This is a genomic window from Acidimicrobiales bacterium, assembly GCA_041394265.1.
In the GTDB taxonomy this organism is placed as follows: domain Bacteria; phylum Actinomycetota; class Acidimicrobiia; order Acidimicrobiales; family SZUA-35; genus JBBQUN01.
Genome location: JAWKIO010000005.1, coordinates 3,317,985 through 3,339,646, shown reverse-complemented (window position 1 = coordinate 3,339,646; position 21,662 = coordinate 3,317,985). Strand labels below are relative to the sequence as shown.

The window sequence follows — 21,662 nt, the reverse complement described above, 5'->3', positions numbered from 1 at the left end:
GTGAGAAACTCCTCGACCGGCGATGTGACTTCTGCGGGCACACATCGAGGTCCAGCGGGAACAAGATCTGGACGATCATCGCACACGGCGAGCGCGGTGGCGCGGCACTCGTCGCTGATTGGCGACCGACCCGCTCAGCCGGTGGTAGCGAGCGTTGACGAGGGCAGACTCCTGCGGTGCACCGCTTCGCCTATCTGGCCGGGTTCGCCCTCACGAGTTCGGCCGGTGTGGTCTTCGTCCTGCTCGCCGACCTCAAGGCCCGCTACGGGCTTCCCGACTGGGGCATCGGCGTCATCGCATCGGCCGGCTTCGTGTCTGGCCTCGCCGTCCAACTCCTCATCGCGCCCCTCGCCGACCGAGGTGGTGCAGTGCTCCTCGGTGCGCTTGCGCTGGGCGCCGGTGTCGTCGGCACCCTGTGGTTCATCTTCGCTGCGAGCCTCGCACCGCTCGTCGCTGCCCGAGTCCTGCTCGGATGCGGGCTCGGTCTCTTCGACGTCGTGGCCCGCAAGGCGTTGGTCGGTCTGACCACCGAGGGCAGTGGTGCTCGACTCGGCACCTACCTGTCGGCCAGCGTCGGCGGCTTCCTCCTCGGCCCGCTACTGGGCGCTGCGCTGCAGCAGTTCGGGTTCCACGCACCGTTCGTCGCCGTGCTCGTCCTCACCATCGTGGCCGCCGGCCCTGCACTGCTCTGGCTGCACGGAGCACCAATTGCGACCGTGAGCACCGACCAGCCGGCGTCGATGCTGCAGCTTGCCCGACGCCCAGGGATCCGCGCCGCCATGCTGGGCCAGTCGGTCATCTTCGCCAACATCGGCATCTTCGACGCCGTCATCGACCTCTACCTCGAGGATCTCGGCGCCGGGAATACCACCATCGGCATCGTCTTGCTCCTGGTCGGGGCTCCGCTGTTGGTGCTCCCGACGATGGCCGGTAACTGGGTCGAACACATCGGCCCCCGACGAGTGCTCGTGCCCTTGCTGTGCGCCGCGGGCCCCGCCATTGCCGGGTTCGGCATGTTCCCGGTGCTGGCCACGATTGCCGTCGCCGGTCTGGTTCAGGGCTCGATCGAGTCCTTCGTCTTCCCCACCACCCAACTCCTGGCCCTCGACGAGACCGGCCCCCAACAGGCGGCCGCCGGTCAGGCGGTGCTCGGCATGACGGGTCTCACTGCGGCAGGAACCACGGCGCTCCTGGCACCGAGTGTCTACGCCTCGATCGGGGCACGACCCATGTTCGCCGCGATGGGCTCGCTCTCGGTCGTTGCGGCCGTTCTCGCTGCACGCCAAGTACGGCTGATGGACTAGGGTCCAGGCCATGGAAGTCGTCGCTGCCATCCTGGGTCTCGTCGCTCTGATCCTGCTCTTCTTGCTGGTCACGACTCGCCGCAATGCCGCGGCCGCCGCCACCGCTGCCGCCTCGTCACGGTCCGCCTTGACCGACGAATTGCATGCCGCTCAACGTGAGGCCGCCCGAGCAGCCGACGACCTCGAGTCGGCGCGAGCGGCCGCCGCTGCCGACACCGAGAAGGCCGCCAACGAACTCTCCGCTGCGTTGGCGGGCCAAGCAGCAGCCGTTGATCGTGCCGTCGCCGCCGAAGTCGCCCAAGCCGAGCAGACCGAGAAGCTCGACTCCCTCGAACGCTACGGCGTCGAGTTGAAGAGCGAGATCGCTGCAGCGAACGAGCAAGCCGAGTCGGCGCAAGCTTCGGCCGCCGAAGCCCGGGCCGCGGCCGACGAAGCGGCGGCCGAGCTCGAAGTGGCTCGGGCCGAGGCCGACACCCTACGAGCACAGGCCGCTGCGGTCACGTCGAGCGGCACCGGTGGAGCGTCCCGGGCAGCTGGCATCGACCCCGAGCTGTTGTGGGCGCTCGAGATGACTCGGAGCGAGCGCACGTGGCGGCACAGCGTGGCGGTTGATCCCAACGGCCCCAGCCCCTTCCCCGACGCACCCGACCCGCTCAAGCTGGCGGTCGAGGTCGAGGCATCAGCGCTGCGGGAGGAGGTCGGGGCGTTCATCCACGTGAAGTGGGACGCCGAGACCGTCGCCGATCCGATCCGTCGGTTGCTCATCCTCCGGGTGGCCAACGAACTCCTCGCCGCTGCCGCACGCGAACCGCAGCCGTTCGAACTGATCGCTTCGGGGGCCGACGACATCGTGCTCCAGGTGCGGGCGACCGAAGAGGGCGATCGTCAGATCGAGCTCGAACCGCCGGCGTTCGGCACCGACGTGATCGCCTATCGCTCTGACGACGAGGGGATCTGCATCACCATCAAGTGATGCGAACCCCCTCGACCGACGACCGATCGAGGCTGCCGCTCCTGCGTGCCGTCGCACGCATCTTCTCGTCGACGCCTCGGTTTGCGGCCGCGAGCTGGTGTGCTGTCGCTCGACGACCGCAGGCGCTCACTCGTAACTGCGGAACAGCACCTGGGCGACGCAGCTCGGCTTCGACGCACCCTCGCACTCGATGGTGACGGTCATGTGCAGCTGCACACCACCGGCGATCTCACCGACCTCGTCGAGCTGCACCCCGGCGCGGACCTTGGATCCGACCAGCACGGGCGACGGGAACCGGAGCTTGTCGAGGCCGTAGTTGACCCCCATCGAGAAGCCCTTCTGGATGAAGACCTGGGGAAGGAGCATCGGGATGAGCGACACGGTGAGATAGCCGTGGGCGATGGGGCCACCGAAGGGGCTCTCCTTCGTGGCGCGCTCGGGATCGGTGTGGATCCACTGGTGGTCGCCGGTGGCCTCGGCGAACTGCATCACGCGGTCCTGCGTGATCTCGAGCCAGTCGCTGTAGCCAAGATGCTGACCGACGAGCGCCTTCACGCCCTCGACACCGACGGCTTCGACAGGAGTTGACATGGTGGTGACCCTTTCGAGATGAGGTGGAGTCGACGGGACGTCGCCCACGAGCCAGGCCGTTGTAGCACCGACCACCCACCGAGTGCATCCCGACCCCACCCCACCCCCACCCGTTCTGTGCGCCATTCTCCTCGCGATCCCCGTTCTGTGCGTCAAACGCGTCGGCAGCGGGAACTGTGACGCACAGTTCGGGATTGGCGGTGAGTTTGACGCACAGAACCGAGGAGTGGACGACGGTCGGCGATCGAGTGTCACAGTGTGTGAGCAAGACTTCGCTCATGAACATCACGGCGGAAGCACTCATCATCGAATTGGCAGCACAACGACACGGTGCGTTCACGCGCCGCGAAGCCCTCGCCCGGGGCGTGTCGTCCTCGGCGCTCGACCGGCGGATCCAGTCGGGCTGGGTCGTCCGGCGACGCCGCGGCGTCCTCGAGGTACCAGCGCTGCGCGACGGACTCACCGACCACGCCCTGGCCACGTTGTCCGTGCGAGGGGCAGCGCTCTCCCATCGCAGCGCCGCCCAGCGTCACCGCTTCGCCCTCCCGGTTCCCCGCTCGATCGAGGTCGTCACCGCGTTCGGTGGCGCCGGCAACTCCCCGTTCGCCACGGTGCACCGCAGCCGACACCTCTCCGAGCACGACCTGGTCGAGCTCGACGGGCTCCTCGTCACGTCGGCGTCCCGAACGCTGTGCGACCTGGCAAGCACGCTCAGCCACCAGCGGCTGCTGCACCTCGTCGAGACGCAGCTCGTCGCCTCCGTCCCCTCCGCCGACGAGCTGGTCACCTGCTTCGAGTCATGGTCCGGGCGTGGTGTCACCGGCTCGGTCGCCATGCGCACCGTGCTCGACGCCGTCATCGACGACGAGCCCTACCCCGAGTCCGCCCTCGAGCTGCTGGCGATGCAACGCCTGATCGAGCATCGAGTGCTCGGCGCCCGACGTCAGTACCGGCCACCCTGGTACGACGGATGGCGAGGCGTGGTCGACTTCGCCTGGCCCGAAGCCAAGGTGATCCTCGAGGTCGACGGTCGCCGCTTCCACGCCACCTCGCAGTCCGCCGACGACGACGAACGTCGCGACCTCCTCGCCATCGAGAATGGTTGGATCGTCATCCGTGTCGGCTGGCGCACCCTCTCCAACCGGCCCTCCGACTTCATGCGGCGCCTGCGCACCATCATCGCCCGCCGCATGCAAGCCGCCGCCTGACACGACTCGTTCTGTGCGTCGAACTCCCCGCAAAAGCCGGACTGTGCGTCAGAGTTCCCGCAGCCGGGAAGTCTGACGCACAGAACGGATGGATCGGTGAGAATGACGCACAGAACCTGGGATTGGGGGTGCGGGGCGGGGCCGGTCAGATCATCGTGCGTTCTTCCCACATGCCGAACTCGGCGCCGAGGGCACCGATGATCTCGCCGACCGTGGCGTAGGCCCGGACCGCGTCGAGGATCGGCGGCATGGTGTTGACCAGCGGGTCGGCCGCAGCGGCCGTGACGGCGGCGAGGGACTCGGCGACTGCTGCATCATTGCGGTCGTGCTTGACGTTGCCCAGCCGCTTGAGCTGGCGCTCCTCGACCTCGGGGCCGATGTAGAGCAGCGGCGGATCGGCGTCGTCGCCCTCGGTGAAGGCGTTGACGCCGACCACGATGCGCTCGTTGTTGTTGACCTTGCGCTCGAAGGCATACGCCGAGTCGGCGATGCGGCCCTGGAACCAGCCTTCCTCGATGCCCTGGAACGTGCCCTCGAGCATCGAACCGCCGCCCATCTCGTCGACCTTGGCGAAGATGTCTTCGGCCTGGCGCTCCATCTCGTCGGTCATCCACTCGACGAACGGGGCACCACCGAGCGGATCGGCCACGCTGGCGGCGCCGGTCTCGTAGGCGACGATCTGCTGGGTGCGCAGCGCGATCCGGGCAGCCTTCTCGGTGGGAAGGGCGAGTGCCTCGTCGTAGGCGTCGGTGTGAAGGCTCTGGGTGCCACCGAGCGCCGCCGCCATGGCCTGCAACGCCACCCGAGCGACGTTGATCTCGGGCTGCTGAGCGGTCAGCGACACACCGGCGGTCTGGGTGTGGAAACGGAGCTTCAGCGAGCGCTCGGACTTGGCGCCATAGCGCTCCTTCATCCACCGGGCCCAGATGCGGCGGGCGGCGCGCAACTTGCCGATCTCTTCGAAGAAGTCGATGTGGCTGTTGAAGAAGAACGACAGGCGGGGGGCGAAGTCGTCGACGTCGAGACCGGCGGCAAGGGCGGCCTCGACGTAGGCGAACCCGTTCCCGAGCGTGAACGCCAATTCCTCGGCAGCCGTCGAGCCAGCTTCACGGATGTGGTAGCCCGAGATCGAGATGGGGTTCCACTTCGGCATCTCGGCCGACGTGAAGGTGACCAGATCGCTGATGAGTCGCACCGACGGCCGCGGCGGGAAGATGTATTCCTTCTGCGCCTGGTACTCCTTGAGGATGTCGTTCTGCAGCGTGCCGTTGAGCACCGCTCGCGGCGTGCCGTTCTTCTCGGCAACGGCGACGTACATGGCCAGCAGGATTGAGGCGGGCGAGTTGATGGTCATCGAGGTCGACACCGATGCGAGGTCGATCCCCTCGAAGAGATCTTCCATGTCGGCCAGGGTGTCGACGGCGACTCCGGCCTTGCCGACCTCACCCAGGGCGAAGTCGTCGTCGGAGTCGCGTCCCATCAACGTGGGGAGGTCGAAGGCGGTGGAAAGGCCCGTGCCACCGTCGGCCAGCAACTGCTTGAACCGCACATTGGTGTCTTCCGCGGTGCCGAACCCGGCGAACATCCGCATGGTCCACAGGCGTGATCGGTACATCGAGGCGTGGATGCCTCGGGTGTAGGGGTACTGGCCAGGGAACTCGCCGTCGTCGGGGCCGTAGACCGCCTCGACGGGCACGCCCGACATCGTTTCGAACGGACCCTCGCGCAGGGAGGACTTGGCGAATTCTTGTTCCCACTGTTCTTTCACAGGGGGAAGCTTAGACGTCCAATGAATCTTCCGTCGATTCATCATCGAGAGCGTCGGCACCCGGCACGAAGTCGCCCTCGGCGGCCCGCAAGACCTTGACGATGTCGTACAGCGACTCTCGTTCGGACTCGCTCAGCGCTCCTGCACCGTACTCGATCTGCCCCAGTGCCGCGGTCGCTTCCTCGACGACCTTTCGACCGGCGTCGGTGATGGCGGCGAGCACCGTGCGTCGGTCGACCGACGACCGACGGCGCTCCACCAGACCCTGCCGTTCGAGCCGATCGATGGCATTGGTGACACTCGCCGGATGCACCATCAGGCGGTCGCCCATCTTGCCGAGGGGGAGCTCGCCGGCCCGGCTGAACGAGATGAGGGTCAGGGCCTCGTAACGGGCGAACGTGAGGTCGAACGGGGCCAACGCCTCGTCGACGGCGCGTTGCACGATCTGATGCGCTCGCATGATCGACGTGGTGGCGACCATCGCCGACGATGCCGCGAACGCGCGACGGTCCCACTGGCGTCGCGCCTCGGCGATGGGGTCGAAGGTGAGCGGTTCGTTGCGAGCCACCTGGTGAACCTACCGGGTCTGCCGCTCAGAGGTCGTAGAACGCGCTGGCGGTGTCGTGGAACAACGCCGATCGTTCGTCGGGTGAGTAGTCGGCGGTGAGCTTCTGGAAGGTGTTCCACAGGACCGTGTAGCCGGTCGATCGCCGGTCGACGGGGAAGTTCGACTCGAACATCGAACGCCGGACCCCGAACTGTCCGATGCAGAACTCGATGTCGGGACCCCAGGCCTCGGCGAGGGCATCGGACGTGGGCGGCGTCGGCTGGTGATGCCAGTCGAGCCCGTAGACGGTCATGCCGATGCCGCCCAGCTTCACACTCACGTTCGGACACTCTGCGAGTTGGATGATCGAGCGGCGCCACTCGGCCCGGACCTCGTCGCGCCGACCCGCGTACGGCCCTACACCGAGCGGGCCACCGAGGTGATCGAGCACGATCAACACATCGGAATGGGCGTGGGCGAGGTCGACCAGCTCGGTGATCTGCGGGTGATAGAGCCACGCGTCGAAACGCAGGTCGTGGCGACCGAGTTGGGCGAACCCTTCGCGGAACGACGGCTCACCCATCAGACCTGGCGTCGGCCTGGTATGCGAGCGCCGAACGTCGGGACTCGGGTCGTAGGCCGTGGCATGACGGATGCCCTTGAACCGGCCGCCGCCCGCCTCGATGTGTGCCTCGAGCACCTCGGCAACATCGGCGCCGAGCGTGAGGTCGGCGAGACCGACGATGCCCTTGATCTCGCTGCCCTCGGTGTCGGCGCTCTCGATCGCCTGCGCCAGGACGAACTCGGTCTCCCCCACCGGCCGCATCGCTTCGGGTCCGTCGGCGCGGTAACCGGCGGTGCACTCGATGAACACGGTGCTGACGATGTTGTGACCGGCGCCGGTGTCGGCCCGCAGCTCTTCGAGGCAATACCGATCGGTCGGGAAGTCCCACAGGTGGTGGTGCGGGTCGCAGATCTCCTGCGCCGGATCGACGGGCTCCTCGGTGTAGAGGGCCAGCCAGTCGGCCTGTTGTTGGTCCATGACTACGGCTCGATTCCTGCTCGGGTGGCGGCCAGATCGGCGAGGGTGAGGTCTTCGATCGACAGGCCGACGCTCTTGAAGATGCGGGGTCGACCATCGGCCGACGCCGGTGCACCTTGACACACCAGATCGACGAGGTCACCTCGAAGCTGGTCCCACGACCACGCTCCGGTGTCGGCTGCCTGGATCAGATCGCCGGCCTCGACGCGGGCTGCTGCCTCGGCGTCGACCCAGACATCACTTCCGGCAACGAGCGCCGGTGGCATCTCGGCCTGATCCGGGAGATAGGCACCGATGGCGCTGAGGAACGAGCCATCCGGGAGTACGCCGGGCAGGATCGGCTGCTGAGCCGACGTGCACGCACAGACGATCTCGCACGACGAGGCCTCGGCGATCGAGCCCACTCGCGCCTCGAGACCTTCGCTCCGAGCAGCGTCGACCAGCGCCTCGGCCGACGCCGACGAGCGACTCGCCACCACCACGCTCGACAAGCTCGGCCGCACCGCTCGCATCGCTTCGAGGTGACCGTGTCCCTGAACACCGGCGCCGATGATGCCGATGGTGGTCGGGGCGTCCGGCGCCAAGTAGTCGGCCGCCAGCCCGGACGCAGCCGGCGTCCGCAGCGCGGTCAGGCACCCGCCGTCGAGCAGCGCCCGCACCCGGCCGTCGATGGCGCTGAACAACACGTAGAGACCTTGGATGGCGGGCAAACCTCGCTCGGGGTTGCCGGGCACCAACGTGATGACCTTCACCCCCGCATTCGACCCTGCGACGGCCGGCATGGTCAGCAGATTGCCGAGATCGAAGGCCGCCACCCCACGCTCGGGTGCTGGACGCCGCTCGCCGAACGCCGCCCGCAGCGCCTCGATCGTGTCGCCCATCGACACCATCGACCTCACCTCTTCAGCCGACAGGTATGGCACCGATGCACTCATACGTTCGCTCCTCGTTCGCTCACCAGTTGGTGGCGATGTACTGGGTCTCGCAGAACTCGTAGATCCCCTCGCTCGCGCCCTCGCGCCCGAGACCCGACTGCTTCATGCCGCCGAACGGTGCCGCCGGGTCGGACACGGCGCCCCGGTTCAGCCCGATCATTCCGGCTTGGATCCGCTCCGACACTGCCAGCCCGCGACCGATGTCGCTCGTGTAGACGTAGGCGGTGAGCCCCATCTCGGTGTCGTTCGCCATGTCGATCATGGTGTCGGTGTCGGTGAACGAGATGATCGGGGCCACCGGGCCGAAGATCTCCTGGTGCACGATCGGCGAGGAGTGCTCGACGCCCGACAGCACGGTGGGTTCGTAGAAGTAGCCGCGCCGGTCGAGCGGACCGCCACCGGTCATCACCGTGGCCCCTGCGCCGATCGCCGACTGCACGAGTTCGTCGATGTCGTCGATCGCCGCCTTGTTGATCATCGGCCCGCAGCTCACTCCGTCGTCGTGGCCGTCGCCCACTCCGACGGCCGCCATGGCCGCGGCGAGCTTGGCTGCGAACTCATCGACCACCGGTGCCTCGACATAGAAGCGGTTGGCCGCCGTGCAGGTCTCGGCCGAATGACGCATCTTCGCCACCATGGCACCTTCGACGGCGGCGTCGAGATCGGCGTCGGCGAAGACGACGAACGGCGCATTCCCGCCGAGCTCCATCACCGTCTTCAGCACCCGGTCGGCCGAACGGGCGAGTAGGACCCGGCCGACTTCGGTTGAACCGGTGAACGACACCATCCTGGTGGCCGGGTGATCGACGGCGGCATCGAACCACGAGCCCGACGATGCCGTAGGCACGATGTTGACCACTCCGGCCGGGACACCGGCCTCGATCATGAGTTCGCCGATACGCAGTGCCGTCAGCGGCGTGTCCTTCGCCGGCTTGATCACCGCCGTGTTGCCCGCCGCCAAGGCCGGAGCCAGCTTGCGGGTGATCATCGCGGCCGGGAAGTTCCACGGCGTCACGATGATGACGACGCCGATGGGGACATGGTGCACGATCATGCGGTTCGCGCCGGAAGGAGCGGTGGCGATCGAGCCGTGGATCCGCACGGCCTCCTCGGAGTTCCACCGGAAGAACTCGGCCGCATAGGCGACCTCGCCTCGGGCGTCGGCCAGCGGCTTGCCGTGTTCGAGCGTGATCAGATCGGCCAGCTCGTCGGTGTGGTCGATCATCAGCTGCCAGCAGCGGCGCAGGATCTCGCCTCGCTCGCGGGGAGCGGTGCGGGCCCAGGCGGCCTGAGCGGCGGCGGCCGCGTCGCACGCTGCCGTGGCATCGTCGGGCGTTCCGGCGGCGATGCTGGTGATCGTTTCGCCGTTGGCCGGGTTGATGACGGGGATCTCCTCGCCGGTTGCCCCGTTGCGCCACTCGCCGTCGATCAAGAGTCGTGTCTGCATGGCGTCATTGTGGCAGACGTCGGGGCGTCGGCACGCTCCGCTGGTCGACGGTCAGCGCATCGCGCGCAGGATCACGAACTTCGGTGTCGAGCCCACCACGTCGCAATTGCCGAACCGGCGCCGCAACTGCTTGTGATAGTCCAGGTGTCGATTCCCGACGACGACGAGCTGACCGCCGGGACGCAGCACCCGTCGAGCGTCGGCGAACATCGACCGGGCCGTGTCATCACCCCGGCTCTGGTGCGCATGAAACGGCGGGTTGTTGAGCACGACGTCGATCGAAGACGACTCGATGCCGCCGAGGGTGCGATCGACGACGAACCTCGTCGGCACCTCGACGCTCCAGGCCTTGGCATTCGCACGAGCCGACTCGATCGCCTGGTACGACTCGTCGACGAACGTGAGCGATCCGACCGCGGATCGGCGAGCAGCCGTGAGTCCGAGCAAGCCGTTGCCGCAGCCCAGGTCGAGAACGTCGGCCCCGTCCTCGATGCGTGGGAGGTGGTCGAGCATCGCCCGTGTTCCGATGTCGAGACGGCCTCGAGAGAAGACGTTCGCATGTTCGATCACCGGCGAGCCGTCATCGAGCTCGTACCGACTCGGGTACGGAGACGGTCCGACCTCGAGCGACGGATCGAACGACGGATGGATCAGGCGGGCCTTCTTCTTCGCCAACGAGGTGGGCGACGGGCCGACGATCGATTCGAACGCCTCGAGGGTCGAACGGTGGATCGACTTCACCATGCCACCGGCAACGATGACGCTGTCACGATGCAGCATCAGACGCAGCCTCCGAAGCTGATCCTCGAGCAGGGCGAGCGAGCGCGGCACCTTCATGACCACCACGTCGATCGGCGCTTCGGGCACCTCGATACTGGAGACGAAGTGCACCATCGACGCGCCGACGCCGTTGCGGTCCAGGTTCTGGGCTGACGCCTGTTGTGAGGTGAACGAGTCGCCCCAGGACTGCGGACGATGCTCCGCCAGGGCTACCGCCAGCGCACCGAAGAGATCGTTGACGATCAGCCAGCGCTCACCCATGACGCCACTGGCCCGGAGATGCTCGAGGATCAGCTCGTCGGCGGCGTCCCAGGCGCGGAGCGGACCATCGCCGGTGTCGGGCAGACGCCGCAGTTCGACGCTGCCGCCGGGGGTGGCCATCCGGTCACTCATCGGCTCGACGCTACCGGCGAGCCGAATCGAACGTCGGACGGCACCTGTGCCAGGCTGCACCACCAACGACCATCGAACGAGGAGTCCGCCATGCAGGCCGTCGTGCTACGCAACCGAGAGCTGATCGTCGACGACATCGCCGAGCCCACGCCCACCGAAGGCCAGGTTCTGGCCAAGGTGTTGGCCTGCGGCATCTGTGGCAGCGACCTTCACGCCGCCAAGCACATCGACCGCATGGCCGCCCAGGGCATCGGGAACCCGAGCCCGAAGCGGGGCCGGATCGATCCCAGCCGAGATCTCGTGATGGGCCACGAGTACTGCCTCGAGATCGTCGACCTCGGGCCCGGGAGCGAACACCTCTCGGCTGCCGGTACCCCACTGCAGGTGGGCGATCGAGTCTGCTCCCTGCCGATGTCGACCGCCCGCGGCATCTTCCAGGCGGTCGGCTATTCCAACGACATGAACGGCGGCTATGCCGAACGGATGGCCGTCGATGCTCGCATGTGCCTGCCCGTCGGCACCGACGTCCCCACCGAGCTGGCGGCGCTCACCGAACCCCTGGCCGTCGGCGAGCACGCGGTGGCGAAGGCCCGGCTCGAACCCGACTCGGTCCCGCTCGTCGTCGGTTGCGGTCCGGTCGGACTCGCCGTCATCGTTGCCCTTCGGGCGCGAGGGGTCGGCCCCATCATTGCGTCGGACTTCTCCCCCACCCGTCGAGCCCTGGCTGCTCACCTCGGTGCCGACGTGGTGATCGATCCCGGCAGCGAATCGCCGTACGACACCTGGGCCACGATGTGCTGGCCCAAGGGAGTCGACCGTCACGACCCGTTCAACGGGTTCGCTGGGATCACGGCCAAGCCGAACGTGATCTTCGAGTGCGTGGGTGTGCCCGGCATGATCGCCCGAGTGGCCGAGGGCGCACAGCGCGGCACCCGCATCGTGGTGGTCGGTGTCTGCATGGAAGCCGACCAGTTCGAGCCGTTCGTCGGCATCAACAAGGAGCTCGAGTTCCAGTTCGTGCTGGGCTACACCGGCGAGGAGTTCGCCACCACGCTGGCCAAGATCTCCACGGCATCGTTGCCGGGGATCGACGCGCTGATCACCGGCTCGGTCGACCTGTCAGGCACACCGCAGGCGTTCACCGACCTCGCCGACCCCGAGCAACACGTGAAGATCCTCGTCCGCCCCTAGCCACTGCGCCGCCCAGCGCTCGCCAAAGCTCAGGGCCTCCCCGCGGTTTGGTTCGGCGCGGCGTGGCCGGGCGCGGTGGCTATTGGCCGGTGAAGTTGGCGGCGCGCTTTTCGACGAAGGCGGCGATGCCCTCGCGGCCGTCGTGACGGCCCATCGACTCGGTGATGACGGCAGCCTCGAGCTCGCCCGCCTTCTCGAGTGAGGTGTCGTGGCCCTCGTAGACGATGCGCTTGGCCATGCCGAGCGCCCACGATGCGCCGTCGGCCAACTGCTGGGCCAACGCCGCGGTCTGCGCGTCGACCTCGTCGGGCGCCACGACTCGGTTGACCAGACCCCACGACTCGGCCTCGGCCGCCGACAACACTCGGTTGGTGAGCGTGAGGTCGAGCATCCGCCGCACGCCGATGTGGCGGGAGATGAAGTAGGTCGACGTGCCGTCGGGGGTGACTCCCGCCCGGGTGTACGCCATGGTGAACTTCGCCGTCTCGGACGCGACGACGAGATCGAAGGCCGACATGAGCGACATGCCCGCGCCACCCGCTGCACCGCCGACACCGGCCACGAACGGCTTGGGGGTGCGGTTCATGCGGTTGATGGCGGCGTGGAAGTCGACGAGCATCTGCGATGCCATCGTCGGAAGACCGTCGCCGGCGTCGTTGAACTCCTTCAGGTCGCCGCCGGCGCAGAAGACCTTGCCTTCGGCCGTGACCGAGACGGCCTTGACCGCGTCATCGAACTGGATCTCGATGACGACGTCTCGCAGATCGCGAGCCAGTGCCGGGTTGACGGCGTTGGCGCCCTCGGGGCGGGTGAACCGGACGTGGCCGACGCCGTCGCGGACGTCGTAGCTGAGCGTGGTGAATGCCATCGGCCGAACGTAGCCGACCGCCGAGTCCTGCGGTACCGACACCGCCTACCGGAGGGCGGCGATCGACCTCGGCGGCTCGGCGTGTTCCCGACCTGGCTCAGTCGATCGGCACGAACCAGCCGTCGCCGACCTTGGACTGGTTGCCACAGCGGGTGCCCGGTGCGGGCGTGACCAGGTCGATGAAGTAGTCGACGACGATGCCATCCACGCACTGGTCGAAGAACGTGATGGTGTGGCCCGGCCCGTCGTAGGTGAGCAGCACACTGTCGGCCAACAATTCGTCGAGCTTCACCGCGTCGGGATACGGCGTTGCGTTGTCGCCGGTGTTGCCGATGACGAGCAGCGGCGGCGTGCCCGTCGTGTCGAGCGTCGGCAGTCCGTCGATCTCGCCGGGGTAGGTGTCGCAGAAGATGCCACCCGGAAGCTGACCGACGATCGGCGACAGCTGCAGAGCCTCGGCGTACAGATCGGCGTAGTTGCCGTCGGACAATACGCCCGATCCATCGGCGCACAGCACCGACCAGAAGGTGGCCTCCTCGGAGCCGCCCTCGAACACCTCGGCGATACCGGCCACCTGTTGTACGTCGCCCTGATCCAATGCGGCAACGGCGTCGACGAAGGTCGGACCCCAGTCGCTCTGGTCGAGGTAGGTCATGCCGACCACGAGATTGCCGAGGTCGACCGGGCCGAAGGTGGTGCCGTCGGACATCGGGATCGGGGTGGCCTCCAGTTCGTCCATCAGCCGCAGGATCGTACGCTCGTAGCCCTCGTCGCGCAGGGGGCAATCGGGCGACTGTGCACAACCGGTGTCCCACCGCTTGATCGCCGCATCGATGGCGACGAGCTGGCCGAAGGTCTCCTCGACGAGGCCTTCGGCCGGTGGGACCGCACCGTCGAGCACCATCGCCCGCACCGACTCGGGGTAGAGGGTCGCATAGACCCACCCGATCTCGGTGCCGTAGCTGAAGCCGAGGTAGGTCAGCGCGTCGTCGCCAACCGCTCGACGCATCATGTCGAGGTCGTTGACCACCGCGACCGTCCCGATGTCGTTCACGATGGGGCTGGACGCAACGCAGGCCATGACCCGGTCCCACACGACCCGATCGGCGGCGACTTCGTCATCGAACCCATCGTCGCCGTCGACCAGCACCGTGGTCTCGTCGCCGATCTCGTCGTCGCAACCGAGACCCGAGGTGTCCTCGACGCCACGCGGGTCGAACGACACGATGTCGAAGCGTTGACGCAATTCCACCGGGACGAACGGTGTGAACGACTGGATCGTCTCGGTCCCCTCGCCACCCGGTCCACCGAAGTTCACGAAGATCGATCCGATCCGTTCCTCGGTTGAGCCAGTGGCCGCGAGGCGGGCCATGGCGATCGAGATGGTGGCGCCACCGGGATCGGCGTAGTCGAGCGGCACCTCGAGGTCGGCACAGTCGGCGTCGCCGCAGGGGCGCCAGTCGACGGGCTCCACGTCGGCTGGAGCGTCGGGTGCGGTCGTGTCCGACGACTCGCCGCCGACAGTCGTACCGGTCGCCGCGTCGGACGAGGTCGTCGACGATCCACTGAGCGCACCGGAACCCGGCTCGGCCGAGCTGCTCAACTCCGGACGATCACCGGAGGAGCACGACGCTGCGAGGATCGCCCCGGCGACCAGCGCGGCCATCCGCCGCAGTGGCCGGATCTCGGAGCGGCGAGAGGTCGAGAACGGATGCGGACGAGCGGGCATCCGCAGAGGCTACCGACCTCACACCCTGCGGTGAGGTCAACCCATGCCGGTGGTGACAGTTCGACCTGTCACCACCGGCGACGTGGGAGAACGATCAGGCGTTGCCGCCGAAGATCGACTTGACCTCGAGGAACTCCTTGAGGCCGTGAGCGCCGAACTCGCGACCGTTGCCCGACTGCTTGTAGCCACCGAACGGCGCCTTGTTGTCGAGCGGCGAGCCGTTGAGGTGCACCATGCCGGTGCGCAGGCGACGAGCGACGGACTTGGCCCGTTCCTGGTCGGCCGAGGACACATAGCCCGAGAGGCCGTACTCGGTGTCGTTGGCGATCTCGACGGCCTGGTCTTCGTCGTCGTAGGCCAGGATCGAGATGACCGGGCCGAAGATTTCCTCACGAGCGATGGTCATGTCGTTGGTGACGTTGGCGAAGACCGTGGGCTTCACGAAGTAGCCCTTGTCGATGCCGTCGGGGCGACCGATGCCGCCGGTGACGAGGGTGGCGCCCTCGTCGATGCCCTTCTGGATGAGGGCCTGGATCTTGAGGAACTGGGCCTCGGAGACCACCGGGCCGACGGCCACGCCTTCGGCCGTCGGGTCACCGACCGGGATGCCCTCGGCGGTCGTCCTCGCCACGGCGATGGCTTCTTCCATCTTGTCGGCCGGCACGAGCATGCGGCTGCCGGCGTTGCAGGACTGGCCGGTGTTCATGCACATGCCGAACAGGTCACGCGAGACGGTGGCGGCAATGTCGGCGTCGTCGAGGATGATGTTGGCGGACTTGCCGCCGAGCTCCTGCGCCACCCGCTTCACGGTCGGCGCTGCGTTCTTCGCCACCTCGATTCCGGCCCGGGTCGAGCCGGTGAAGGACACCATGTCGACATCGGGATGCGACGACAGCGGCACACCGACCGACAGGCCATCGCCGTTGACGAGGTTGAAGACGCCGGCGGGGACACCGGCCTCGTGCATGATCTCGGCGAAGACCAGGGCGTTGAGCGGAGCGACCTCGGACGGCTTCAGCACCATGGTGCAACCGGCGGCGATGGCGGGCGCCACCTTGGCGGCGATCTGGTTCAGCGGCCAGTTCCAGGGGGTGATGAAGGCGCAGACGCCGATCGGTTCGGAGACGACGGAGGTGGTGCCGATCTGCTCCTCGAACTCGTAGTCCTTGAGCGCAGCAAGGGTCGACATGAAGTGGCCGAGACCCGACGGAGCCTGGGCCCGGTTGGCGAGGGTGGACGGGGCGCCCATCTCGGCGGTGACCGCCGCGGCGATGTCGCCCATGCGGGACTTGTAGACCTCGATGATCTTCTCGAGAAGCGCCACTCGCTCCTCCTTCGAGGTGGCCGAGAAGGTGACGAACGCTGCCTTGGCTGCGGCGACCGCGTCGTTGACGTCGCTCACGCCGCCGGCGGCAATGGTCTCGAGGACTTCTTCGGTGGTGGGGTTGATGACATCGATGGTGTCGGTCGACTTGGGCTCGACCCACTCACCGTTGATGTAGAACTGACGTGCGTGATCCATGGGATTCTCCGGTTGGTCGTCAACGCTGATTCGCGCGTGAACCCAATCTTGCAGCCGGGCCTCCGGCTCGGCAACCCGGGCGCCGGTGTTCGGAGACACGCACCGACGAGGTCAGGCCAGTGCGAGCGTGTGGCGGAAGAGGCGTGAGGCCGGATCCGCGAGGTCCATCGGCGAATTGAAGTGGTTGAGCCCGGGCTGCGGTGGTTCCAGATCGGTGCCCCAACGATCGGCCAACATCTCGGACTGGCGCTGGAATTCGGGAGTATCGAGCTCGGCATAGGTGACCAGCACCCGCACCCCGGACGGCGGTTCCAGCCGAACGGGGCTGAGTGCGGCCACGTCGCTGTCGCTGAGCTGCATCACGTCGTTGACGTACGAGCGCTGAACCGGTGCGAGGTCGAAGACCCCGCCGATCAGGGAGACTCCGGCGATGTCGAGCGAATCGACACCGCCGGTGGCGGCCACCATCGCCGCCAGATGAGCGCCGGCCGAATGGCCGACGAGCACGACTCGCCCCGGATCGAACCCTGCGTCGTCGGCCAACTCCCCCAGCTCTTCCAGCGCCAGGCGAACGTCGTTGACGATGCCGGCGAGTCCGGTGGTCTGGCCGAGCCGATAGCTGATCGCGGCAAAGTGCACGCCCGCCTCTCGACAAGCTGGTGCGGCAAATGACGAGCTGTCTTTCGACAGCGCCTGCCAGAAACCACCATGGACGAAGACGACCAACGGTGCTCCCGGCTCACCGCTGGTGAACAGGTCGAGCCGATGCCGCTCATCGGGCCCGTAGGCCACGTCGATTCGGGCGACGTCGGCGAGCGCCTCCGGGGCCATCCGGCTCTGCTCGGCGTACAGCCAGAGGTAGTGATCGAGACGTTCGACCGTCGCGCTCGGCGAGAGCGCTCGGTCGAGCTCCGCCCTGGTCATCTCCCGGGGGTGCATCAGCTGGGACCTGAGGGGCGCGGCCGGGCGCCGAGCGTATCAGTCCTCGCGTCGCGCAACAGCTCGACGAAGTCCGACCCTCCGGTGCCGACCAGATCTGCGTCGTTCGAGGGCTTGCGGATGTAGTCGACCGACAGCCGGATGTGGCGCTGGCGGAACGAATCGAGCTCGCTGACGATCGCGTCGTACGCCGCCGTGACGTCCGGGGCGTCACCGCTGGTGGCGATTGCTCGCAGGGGCGATCGCTGTTCGAGGTCGACGATGAACCGGCGGTGTGGCGGTGGCATGTAGCGGCGCATCGCCCCGAGGAAGGTTCCAGCCACGCCCTGATGCGTGACCCCGAGCGCGGCATCGAGGGCCTGGATCACCGAGCTCTGCCCGGCACTGCCACCGGCGAGGATCCGGGGCGTTGGATCGACACCCTCGTAGACGACGCCGGGCTCGGGCCAGCCGGCGAGGAACGGACGCAGGCGGCCGTAGAAGAAGTGCGGGTCGCACCACTCCCGCATGCGTTCCAGGGCAACGTTGAGCGTCAGCATGGCGTTCGCGGTCGAGACGAGCCGCCCCAACAACTCGCCGTGATCGTGGTTGGCGGCCGCATTCGCTGCGGCATGGAGGTCGGCGATGATCGGCGCCGCGGCGAGTTCGACGCCGAGCGTCGCGGTGAAGAACCACGTCTCGTCGGTGCCGCCGTGGAAACCGACCAGCAGCTCGGCGTTGTCGGCGCTGAGCGGCTCGTCGACGTGGACCCGGCGCCAGTTCTGCAGCGCCATCGAAGCGTGCGACACGATCGGTTCGCGGCCCAGCTGCTCGGCCAGCGCGCAGACCGGCACGGCCAGGTTCGCCGGGACCGTGAGGTCGGGCTCGCCGTCGGACCACACCCAGGCGTTGGTGAGCACGGTCAGTGCAAGGAACAGGCGCTCCCGTTCGCGGTCGTCGTTGGCAAGCGAAGGATCGACCTGCGGCAGCGAGCGAATGGCCGCTCGTACCCGACCGGCGCGGATCAGCGGAGCCAGCGTCTGCACCACGTCTTCGACCGCGGCGAACGCCTCGGGCATGTCGACGAGCGGATCGCGGACGGGGACGAAGCCCGACGTCGTGCCGATCGCGTAGTCGGCGAGCGGGCGGAGCGGAGACCCCGACGGGTCATCGGATGGGCGATCGGCGGTGTCAGTCATCGGTCCTCCAGCATGCTCGGTCGTGCTCGGCGTCGCTCGTGGACGGCGCAGGACGTGACCGGGTGGCGAACGTTTGGGCCCGAACGATACTGTCGCCCGATGGCGCCCGTCCACGATCGACGCTGATGGCGAGAGGTTTCACGTCGGGGAACGACGACGATCTCATCGCCGCCGAGCGAGACGTTCAGGAGGCGATCGGCGATCTCCAGATCGATTTCGACTCGCTGGCCGCCGTGTCGAACGTCTTCCGGGTGGCCAACCTGGCCCGGTACCACATGGAACGGACCGTGCTCGCCGACCATGACCTGTCGTTCACCGCCTTCACCACGCTGTGGGTGCTCTGGGTATGGGGCGAACGAGAGGCCCGACATCTCGCCGCCGAAGCCGGCATCACCAAGGGGACCCTGACCGGCGTGGTCACGACTCTCGAACGTCGAGGACTCGTCGAGCGACGAACCCATCCGAACGACAAGCGCCTCGTCCTCATTGCTGCCACCGACCTGGGCAACGCCACGATGGCCGACCTCTTCCCCACCTTCAACGCCGAAGAAGCGCGCATCACCGACCACCTGTCGACCAAGCAGAAGAAGGCGCTGGCGTCGACGCTGCGGTCAATCGTGCGCACCCTCGAAGATCGATCCGACGGAGCTGGCGGGTAGCGCCACCCGGCGTGTGTCGACCAGAGGGCTCGAGGGCGCCCCTCTATACTCCGGCGATGGCGAGACAGATCGATCTGAACTCCGATCTCGGCGAGGGATTCGGCCCGTGGCCGATGGGTGACGACGACGCCATGTTGGAGCTCGTGTCGAGCGCGAACATCGCCTGCGGTGGACATGCCGGCGACCCCGAGACGATGTACCGGACGCTCAGCGTTGCGGCCGAGAACGGTGTCGTGGTCGGCGCTCACCCCGGCTACTACGACCGGGAAGGATTCGGGCGACGTGTCATCCCGATGTCGCCAGCCGAAGTCGGCCGGATCGTCGCCGCCCAGGTGGGCGCCCTGCGGGCGATCGCCGCCACCGTGCCGGTCGAGGTCCGCTACGTCAAACCCCACGGGGCGCTGGGCAACCTGGCGGCGGCCGACACCGACGTGTCCAAAGCCATCGTGGCGGCGCTCCAGTCGGTCGACGAACAACTCGCCGTGTTGGCCATCTCGGGAACCCAACTCGAGCACGTGGCGCGGGCCGAGGGCGTGGTGGTCTACTCCGAGGTCTTCGCCGACCGGGCCTATCTGTCGTCCGGCCAGCTCGTGCCCCGTTCCCAGCCCGGTGCGGTGCTGCACGACGCCGGCGAAGCCACCGAACGACTGCTCGGCTTCCTCGAGACCGGACTGATGCCGGTGGTCGACGGCGACCCGATACCTCTCGAAGCACATTCGATCTGCGTCCACGGCGACAGCCCGGTCGCCGTCGAGATGACCCGGCGCATCCGCGACACCCTGACGGCGAACGGCGTCGAACTCGTCGGCTTCGCCACGGCGCGGTGACCACGCCGACCTTCACGGCCATCGCCGACCACGCGTTGCTGGTCGAGTTCGCGACCGAGATCAGCGACCGTGCGAGCCATTCGGTCGTCGCGCTCGATCGAGCACTCGAAGATCAACCGCCGGCCGGACTCCTCGAGGTCGTCCCGGCGTTCGTCAATCTCCTGATCGACTTCGACCCGCTCGCCACCGATCACGATGCGCTCACCCACGCGGTGCTCGCCCTGTTGGCGAACGAGGATGCGCACACCACCGAACCCACCGTGCATCGGGTGCCGATCTGTTACGACCCGAGCCTTGCGCTCGACCTCTCGACGGTGGCCGCCGCCACCGGGCGCAGCACCGAGGCCGTGATCGAGGCCCACCTCGCCGGCGAGTACCGAGTGGCGATGTACGGGTTCGCTCCCGGCTACGCCTACATGGCGGGGGTGCCCGAGCCGATCCAGGTTCCGCGCAAGCAGGCCGCCGTGCGCGGGATCGCCGCCGGCAGCGTGATCATCGCCGGACCGCAATGCCTGATCACCACGCTCGACATGCCGACCGGGTGGTCGGTGATCGGGCGCTCCCCCACCCGAGTCCTGCGGCCGGATCACGCTGATCCGTTCCTCTTCGCTCCGGGTGATCGCGTGGTGTTCGAGCGGGTCGACCTGGCGAGCTACAACCGCCTGGAGGCGGCCGCCATCGGCACTGCGAGCCACACGTCATGACCGAGGCTCGGCTCCGTGTGGACCGGGTCGGACCGCACGTGTCGTTCCAGGACGCCGGACGTTTCCGGCAGATGCGTTTCGGCGTGCCGGCGTCGGGTCCGATGGACCGCCTCTCCCATGCGGCCGCAAACGTGGTGCTCGGCAACGAGCGCAACGCCACCGCGATCGAGGTGTCCGTCGCTGGTCTGACACTGACGTGCGATCTCGGGCCCGTTGCCGTTGCGGTGGTCGGTGGCGAGTTCGTTGTCCGGCACCGAGCTGGCGGGCGGCACCATCAGCACGAGGTCGACTCGTGGACCGTGGTCGGGTTGCGGACCGGTGATGAGCTGTCGATCCACGCCGGCACGAGCGGAAGCTGGACGTACGCGGCCTTCGCCGGGCACCTGGAAGCACCGGCGTGGCTCGGCCACACGGCGACGCATTCGATCTCAGGACTCGGCGGTGGGCAGCTGGGTGTGGGCCAGATCCTCACCGTGGCCGGTCCTCGGCTCGATGCGCGTCGGCTCGGGCCGGTGCCGCAACCGGACCTCTCGGCGCCACGCGGTCAGGCACGAGTCGTGATGGGCCCTCAGGACCACCACTTCCAACCCTCCGCCGTCACCACGTTCGAATCGGCCGAGTACCGCCTCAGTGATGCCTACGACCGAATGGGGGTGCGCCTGATCGGTCCTCCGCTCGAGCTGCGCGACTCGCTCTCGATTCCGTCAGAGCCGATCGTGCGTGGCTCGATCCAGGTGGCCGGCGACGGTGTCCCCACCCTGTTGCTCGCCGATCACCAGACCACCGGCGGCTACCCGAAGATCGCAACCGTCATAGCGAGCGACCTCGACGAGGTGGCGCAGCGGCGGCCGGGTGATGCGATCTCCTTCACACCTGTGACCCCGGGCGAGGCCATCGACATCGCCCGTCGTCGAGCCGCCGACGTTGCAACCTACCTCGAACGCCTTGCCGGACCGGGACGGACGCTGACGCACCGACTCATGCACGAGAACCTCATCGGTTCGGTGCCGACGCCCGACGATGAGTAGGCGGCGGGACGGGAGCCCTCACCAATACC

General features: G+C 67.7%; 20 protein-coding genes. 8 read left to right on the top strand and 12 right to left on the bottom strand.

Annotated elements, in window-relative coordinates; all coding sequences use genetic code 11:
* The first annotated feature begins 176 nt into the window (after window positions 1-176).
* Together R2733_16335 and R2733_16330 are read left to right on the top strand one after the other, a co-directional pair.
* The gene (locus tag R2733_16335) at window positions 177-1,304 is read left to right on the top strand and encodes an MFS transporter (protein MEZ5378078.1); all 1,128 of its coding nucleotides are present in this window, start codon (window positions 177-179) and stop codon (window positions 1,302-1,304) included.
* Between the two features lie 10 nt (window positions 1,305-1,314).
* Window positions 1,315-2,277 (top strand): hypothetical protein, encoded by a 963-nt coding sequence (locus R2733_16330; GenBank protein MEZ5378077.1) that lies wholly within the window; start codon window positions 1,315-1,317, stop codon window positions 2,275-2,277.
* A gap of 126 nt (window positions 2,278-2,403) precedes the next feature.
* On the opposite strand, the gene R2733_16325 is transcribed toward R2733_16330, so the two are convergent.
* Window positions 2,404-2,868, bottom strand: a complete 465-nt coding sequence (locus R2733_16325) for a MaoC family dehydratase (GenBank protein ID MEZ5378076.1) — start codon at window positions 2,866-2,868, stop codon at window positions 2,404-2,406.
* Window positions 2,869-3,146: 278 nt separating this feature from the next.
* Between R2733_16325 and R2733_16320 the strand changes: the two genes are divergently transcribed.
* Entirely contained in the window at window positions 3,147-4,076 is a 930-nt protein-coding gene (locus R2733_16320; GenBank protein MEZ5378075.1) for a type IV toxin-antitoxin system AbiEi family antitoxin domain-containing protein, read from the top strand.
* A 145-nt stretch (window positions 4,077-4,221) separates the two neighbouring features.
* On the opposite strand, the gene R2733_16315 is transcribed toward R2733_16320, so the two are convergent.
* From R2733_16315 to R2733_16290, 6 genes are read right to left on the bottom strand one after another with little or no spacing between them, the layout of a single operon-like run.
* Window positions 4,222-5,844 (bottom strand): methylmalonyl-CoA mutase family protein, encoded by a 1,623-nt coding sequence (locus tag R2733_16315; GenBank protein MEZ5378074.1) that lies wholly within the window; start codon window positions 5,842-5,844, stop codon window positions 4,222-4,224.
* A 10-nt stretch (window positions 5,845-5,854) separates the two neighbouring features.
* Window positions 5,855-6,412, bottom strand: coding sequence for a MarR family transcriptional regulator (locus R2733_16310; GenBank protein MEZ5378073.1), 558 nt, complete (start codon window positions 6,410-6,412; stop codon window positions 5,855-5,857).
* A gap of 25 nt (window positions 6,413-6,437) precedes the next feature.
* Window positions 6,438-7,433, bottom strand: coding sequence for an amidohydrolase family protein (locus tag R2733_16305; protein ID MEZ5378072.1), 996 nt, complete (start codon window positions 7,431-7,433; stop codon window positions 6,438-6,440).
* A gap of 2 nt (window positions 7,434-7,435) precedes the next feature.
* Window positions 7,436-8,368 carry an ornithine cyclodeaminase family protein gene (locus R2733_16300; protein MEZ5378071.1) on the bottom strand — a complete coding sequence of 311 codons (933 nt, stop codon included), beginning with the start codon at window positions 8,366-8,368 and terminating at the stop codon, window positions 7,436-7,438.
* Window positions 8,369-8,387: 19 nt separating this feature from the next.
* Window positions 8,388-9,815: an NAD-dependent succinate-semialdehyde dehydrogenase gene (locus R2733_16295; protein MEZ5378070.1), complete on the bottom strand. Its 1,428-nt coding sequence runs from the start codon at window positions 9,813-9,815 to the stop codon at window positions 8,388-8,390.
* A 51-nt stretch (window positions 9,816-9,866) separates the two neighbouring features.
* Window positions 9,867-10,988, bottom strand: coding sequence for a methyltransferase (locus R2733_16290; protein ID MEZ5378069.1), 1,122 nt, complete (start codon window positions 10,986-10,988; stop codon window positions 9,867-9,869).
* Window positions 10,989-11,078: 90 nt separating this feature from the next.
* On the opposite strand from R2733_16290, the gene R2733_16285 reads away from it, so the two are divergent.
* Complete coding sequence (locus R2733_16285; protein MEZ5378068.1) at window positions 11,079-12,179, top strand: zinc-binding dehydrogenase; 1,101 nt, start codon at window positions 11,079-11,081, stop codon at window positions 12,177-12,179.
* 79 nt (window positions 12,180-12,258) lie between these two features.
* Here R2733_16285 and R2733_16280 read toward each other — a convergent pair whose 3' ends face one another.
* The 5 genes from R2733_16280 to R2733_16260 form a co-directional block, all read right to left on the bottom strand.
* A complete protein-coding gene (locus R2733_16280) occupies window positions 12,259-13,047 on the bottom strand; it encodes an enoyl-CoA hydratase-related protein (protein ID MEZ5378067.1) in 789 nt (262 codons plus the stop codon).
* A gap of 97 nt (window positions 13,048-13,144) precedes the next feature.
* On the bottom strand, window positions 13,145-14,776 hold the full coding sequence (locus R2733_16275) for an alpha/beta fold hydrolase (GenBank protein ID MEZ5378066.1): 1,632 nt from the start codon (window positions 14,774-14,776) through the stop codon (window positions 13,145-13,147).
* A gap of 94 nt (window positions 14,777-14,870) precedes the next feature.
* On the bottom strand, window positions 14,871-16,298 hold the full coding sequence (locus R2733_16270; GenBank protein ID MEZ5378065.1) for an aldehyde dehydrogenase family protein: 1,428 nt from the start codon (window positions 16,296-16,298) through the stop codon (window positions 14,871-14,873).
* A gap of 111 nt (window positions 16,299-16,409) precedes the next feature.
* Window positions 16,410-17,222 (bottom strand): alpha/beta hydrolase, encoded by an 813-nt coding sequence (locus R2733_16265; GenBank protein ID MEZ5378064.1) that lies wholly within the window; start codon window positions 17,220-17,222, stop codon window positions 16,410-16,412.
* A 14-nt stretch (window positions 17,223-17,236) separates the two neighbouring features.
* The gene (locus R2733_16260) at window positions 17,237-18,415 is read right to left on the bottom strand and encodes a hypothetical protein (GenBank protein MEZ5378063.1); all 1,179 of its coding nucleotides are present in this window, start codon (window positions 18,413-18,415) and stop codon (window positions 17,237-17,239) included.
* A gap of 125 nt (window positions 18,416-18,540) precedes the next feature.
* Between R2733_16260 and R2733_16255 the strand changes: the two genes are divergently transcribed.
* The 4 genes from R2733_16255 to R2733_16240 are packed head-to-tail and all read left to right on the top strand — an operon-like array spanning window position 18,541 to window position 21,633.
* Entirely contained in the window at window positions 18,541-19,074 is a 534-nt protein-coding gene (locus R2733_16255) for a MarR family transcriptional regulator (GenBank protein MEZ5378062.1), read from the top strand.
* A 56-nt stretch (window positions 19,075-19,130) separates the two neighbouring features.
* Entirely contained in the window at window positions 19,131-19,901 is a 771-nt protein-coding gene (locus tag R2733_16250) for a 5-oxoprolinase subunit PxpA (GenBank protein MEZ5378061.1), read from the top strand.
* The gene (locus tag R2733_16245; protein MEZ5378060.1) at window positions 19,898-20,605 is read left to right on the top strand and encodes an allophanate hydrolase subunit 1; all 708 of its coding nucleotides are present in this window, start codon (window positions 19,898-19,900) and stop codon (window positions 20,603-20,605) included. The genes R2733_16250 and R2733_16245 overlap by 4 nt, the downstream gene beginning before the upstream one ends.
* Window positions 20,602-21,633, top strand: coding sequence for a biotin-dependent carboxyltransferase family protein (locus tag R2733_16240; protein ID MEZ5378059.1), 1,032 nt, complete (start codon window positions 20,602-20,604; stop codon window positions 21,631-21,633). The genes R2733_16245 and R2733_16240 overlap by 4 nt, the downstream gene beginning before the upstream one ends.
* Window positions 21,634-21,662: the final 29 nt, after the last annotated feature.

Bases quoted from the DNA above. Each gene is read 5' to 3' on its own strand.
- R2733_16325 (MEZ5378076.1), bottom strand. From the start codon at position 2,868: ATGTCAACTCCTGTCGAAGCCGTCGGTGTCGAGGGCGTGAAGGCGCTC.
- R2733_16300 (MEZ5378071.1), bottom strand. From the start codon at position 8,368: ATGAGTGCATCGGTGCCATACCTGTCGGCTGAAGAGGTGAGGTCGATG.
- R2733_16285 (MEZ5378068.1), top strand. From the start codon at position 11,079: ATGCAGGCCGTCGTGCTACGCAACCGAGAGCTGATCGTCGACGACATC.
- R2733_16265 (MEZ5378064.1), bottom strand. From the start codon at position 17,222: ATGACCAGGGCGGAGCTCGACCGAGCGCTCTCGCCGAGCGCGACGGTC.
- R2733_16280 (MEZ5378067.1), bottom strand. From the start codon at position 13,047: ATGGCATTCACCACGCTCAGCTACGACGTCCGCGACGGCGTCGGCCAC.
- R2733_16275 (MEZ5378066.1), bottom strand. From the start codon at position 14,776: ATGCCCGCTCGTCCGCATCCGTTCTCGACCTCTCGCCGCTCCGAGATC.
- R2733_16240 (MEZ5378059.1), top strand. From the start codon at position 20,602: ATGACCGAGGCTCGGCTCCGTGTGGACCGGGTCGGACCGCACGTGTCG.
- R2733_16270 (MEZ5378065.1), bottom strand. From the start codon at position 16,298: ATGGATCACGCACGTCAGTTCTACATCAACGGTGAGTGGGTCGAGCCC.
- R2733_16260 (MEZ5378063.1), bottom strand. From the start codon at position 18,415: ATGACTGACACCGCCGATCGCCCATCCGATGACCCGTCGGGGTCTCCG.
- R2733_16295 (MEZ5378070.1), bottom strand. From the start codon at position 9,815: ATGCAGACACGACTCTTGATCGACGGCGAGTGGCGCAACGGGGCAACC.
- R2733_16290 (MEZ5378069.1), bottom strand. From the start codon at position 10,988: ATGAGTGACCGGATGGCCACCCCCGGCGGCAGCGTCGAACTGCGGCGT.
- R2733_16305 (MEZ5378072.1), bottom strand. From the start codon at position 7,433: ATGGACCAACAACAGGCCGACTGGCTGGCCCTCTACACCGAGGAGCCC.
- R2733_16320 (MEZ5378075.1), top strand. From the start codon at position 3,147: ATGAACATCACGGCGGAAGCACTCATCATCGAATTGGCAGCACAACGA.
- R2733_16330 (MEZ5378077.1), top strand. From the start codon at position 1,315: ATGGAAGTCGTCGCTGCCATCCTGGGTCTCGTCGCTCTGATCCTGCTC.
- R2733_16250 (MEZ5378061.1), top strand. From the start codon at position 19,131: ATGGCGAGACAGATCGATCTGAACTCCGATCTCGGCGAGGGATTCGGC.
- R2733_16255 (MEZ5378062.1), top strand. From the start codon at position 18,541: ATGGCGAGAGGTTTCACGTCGGGGAACGACGACGATCTCATCGCCGCC.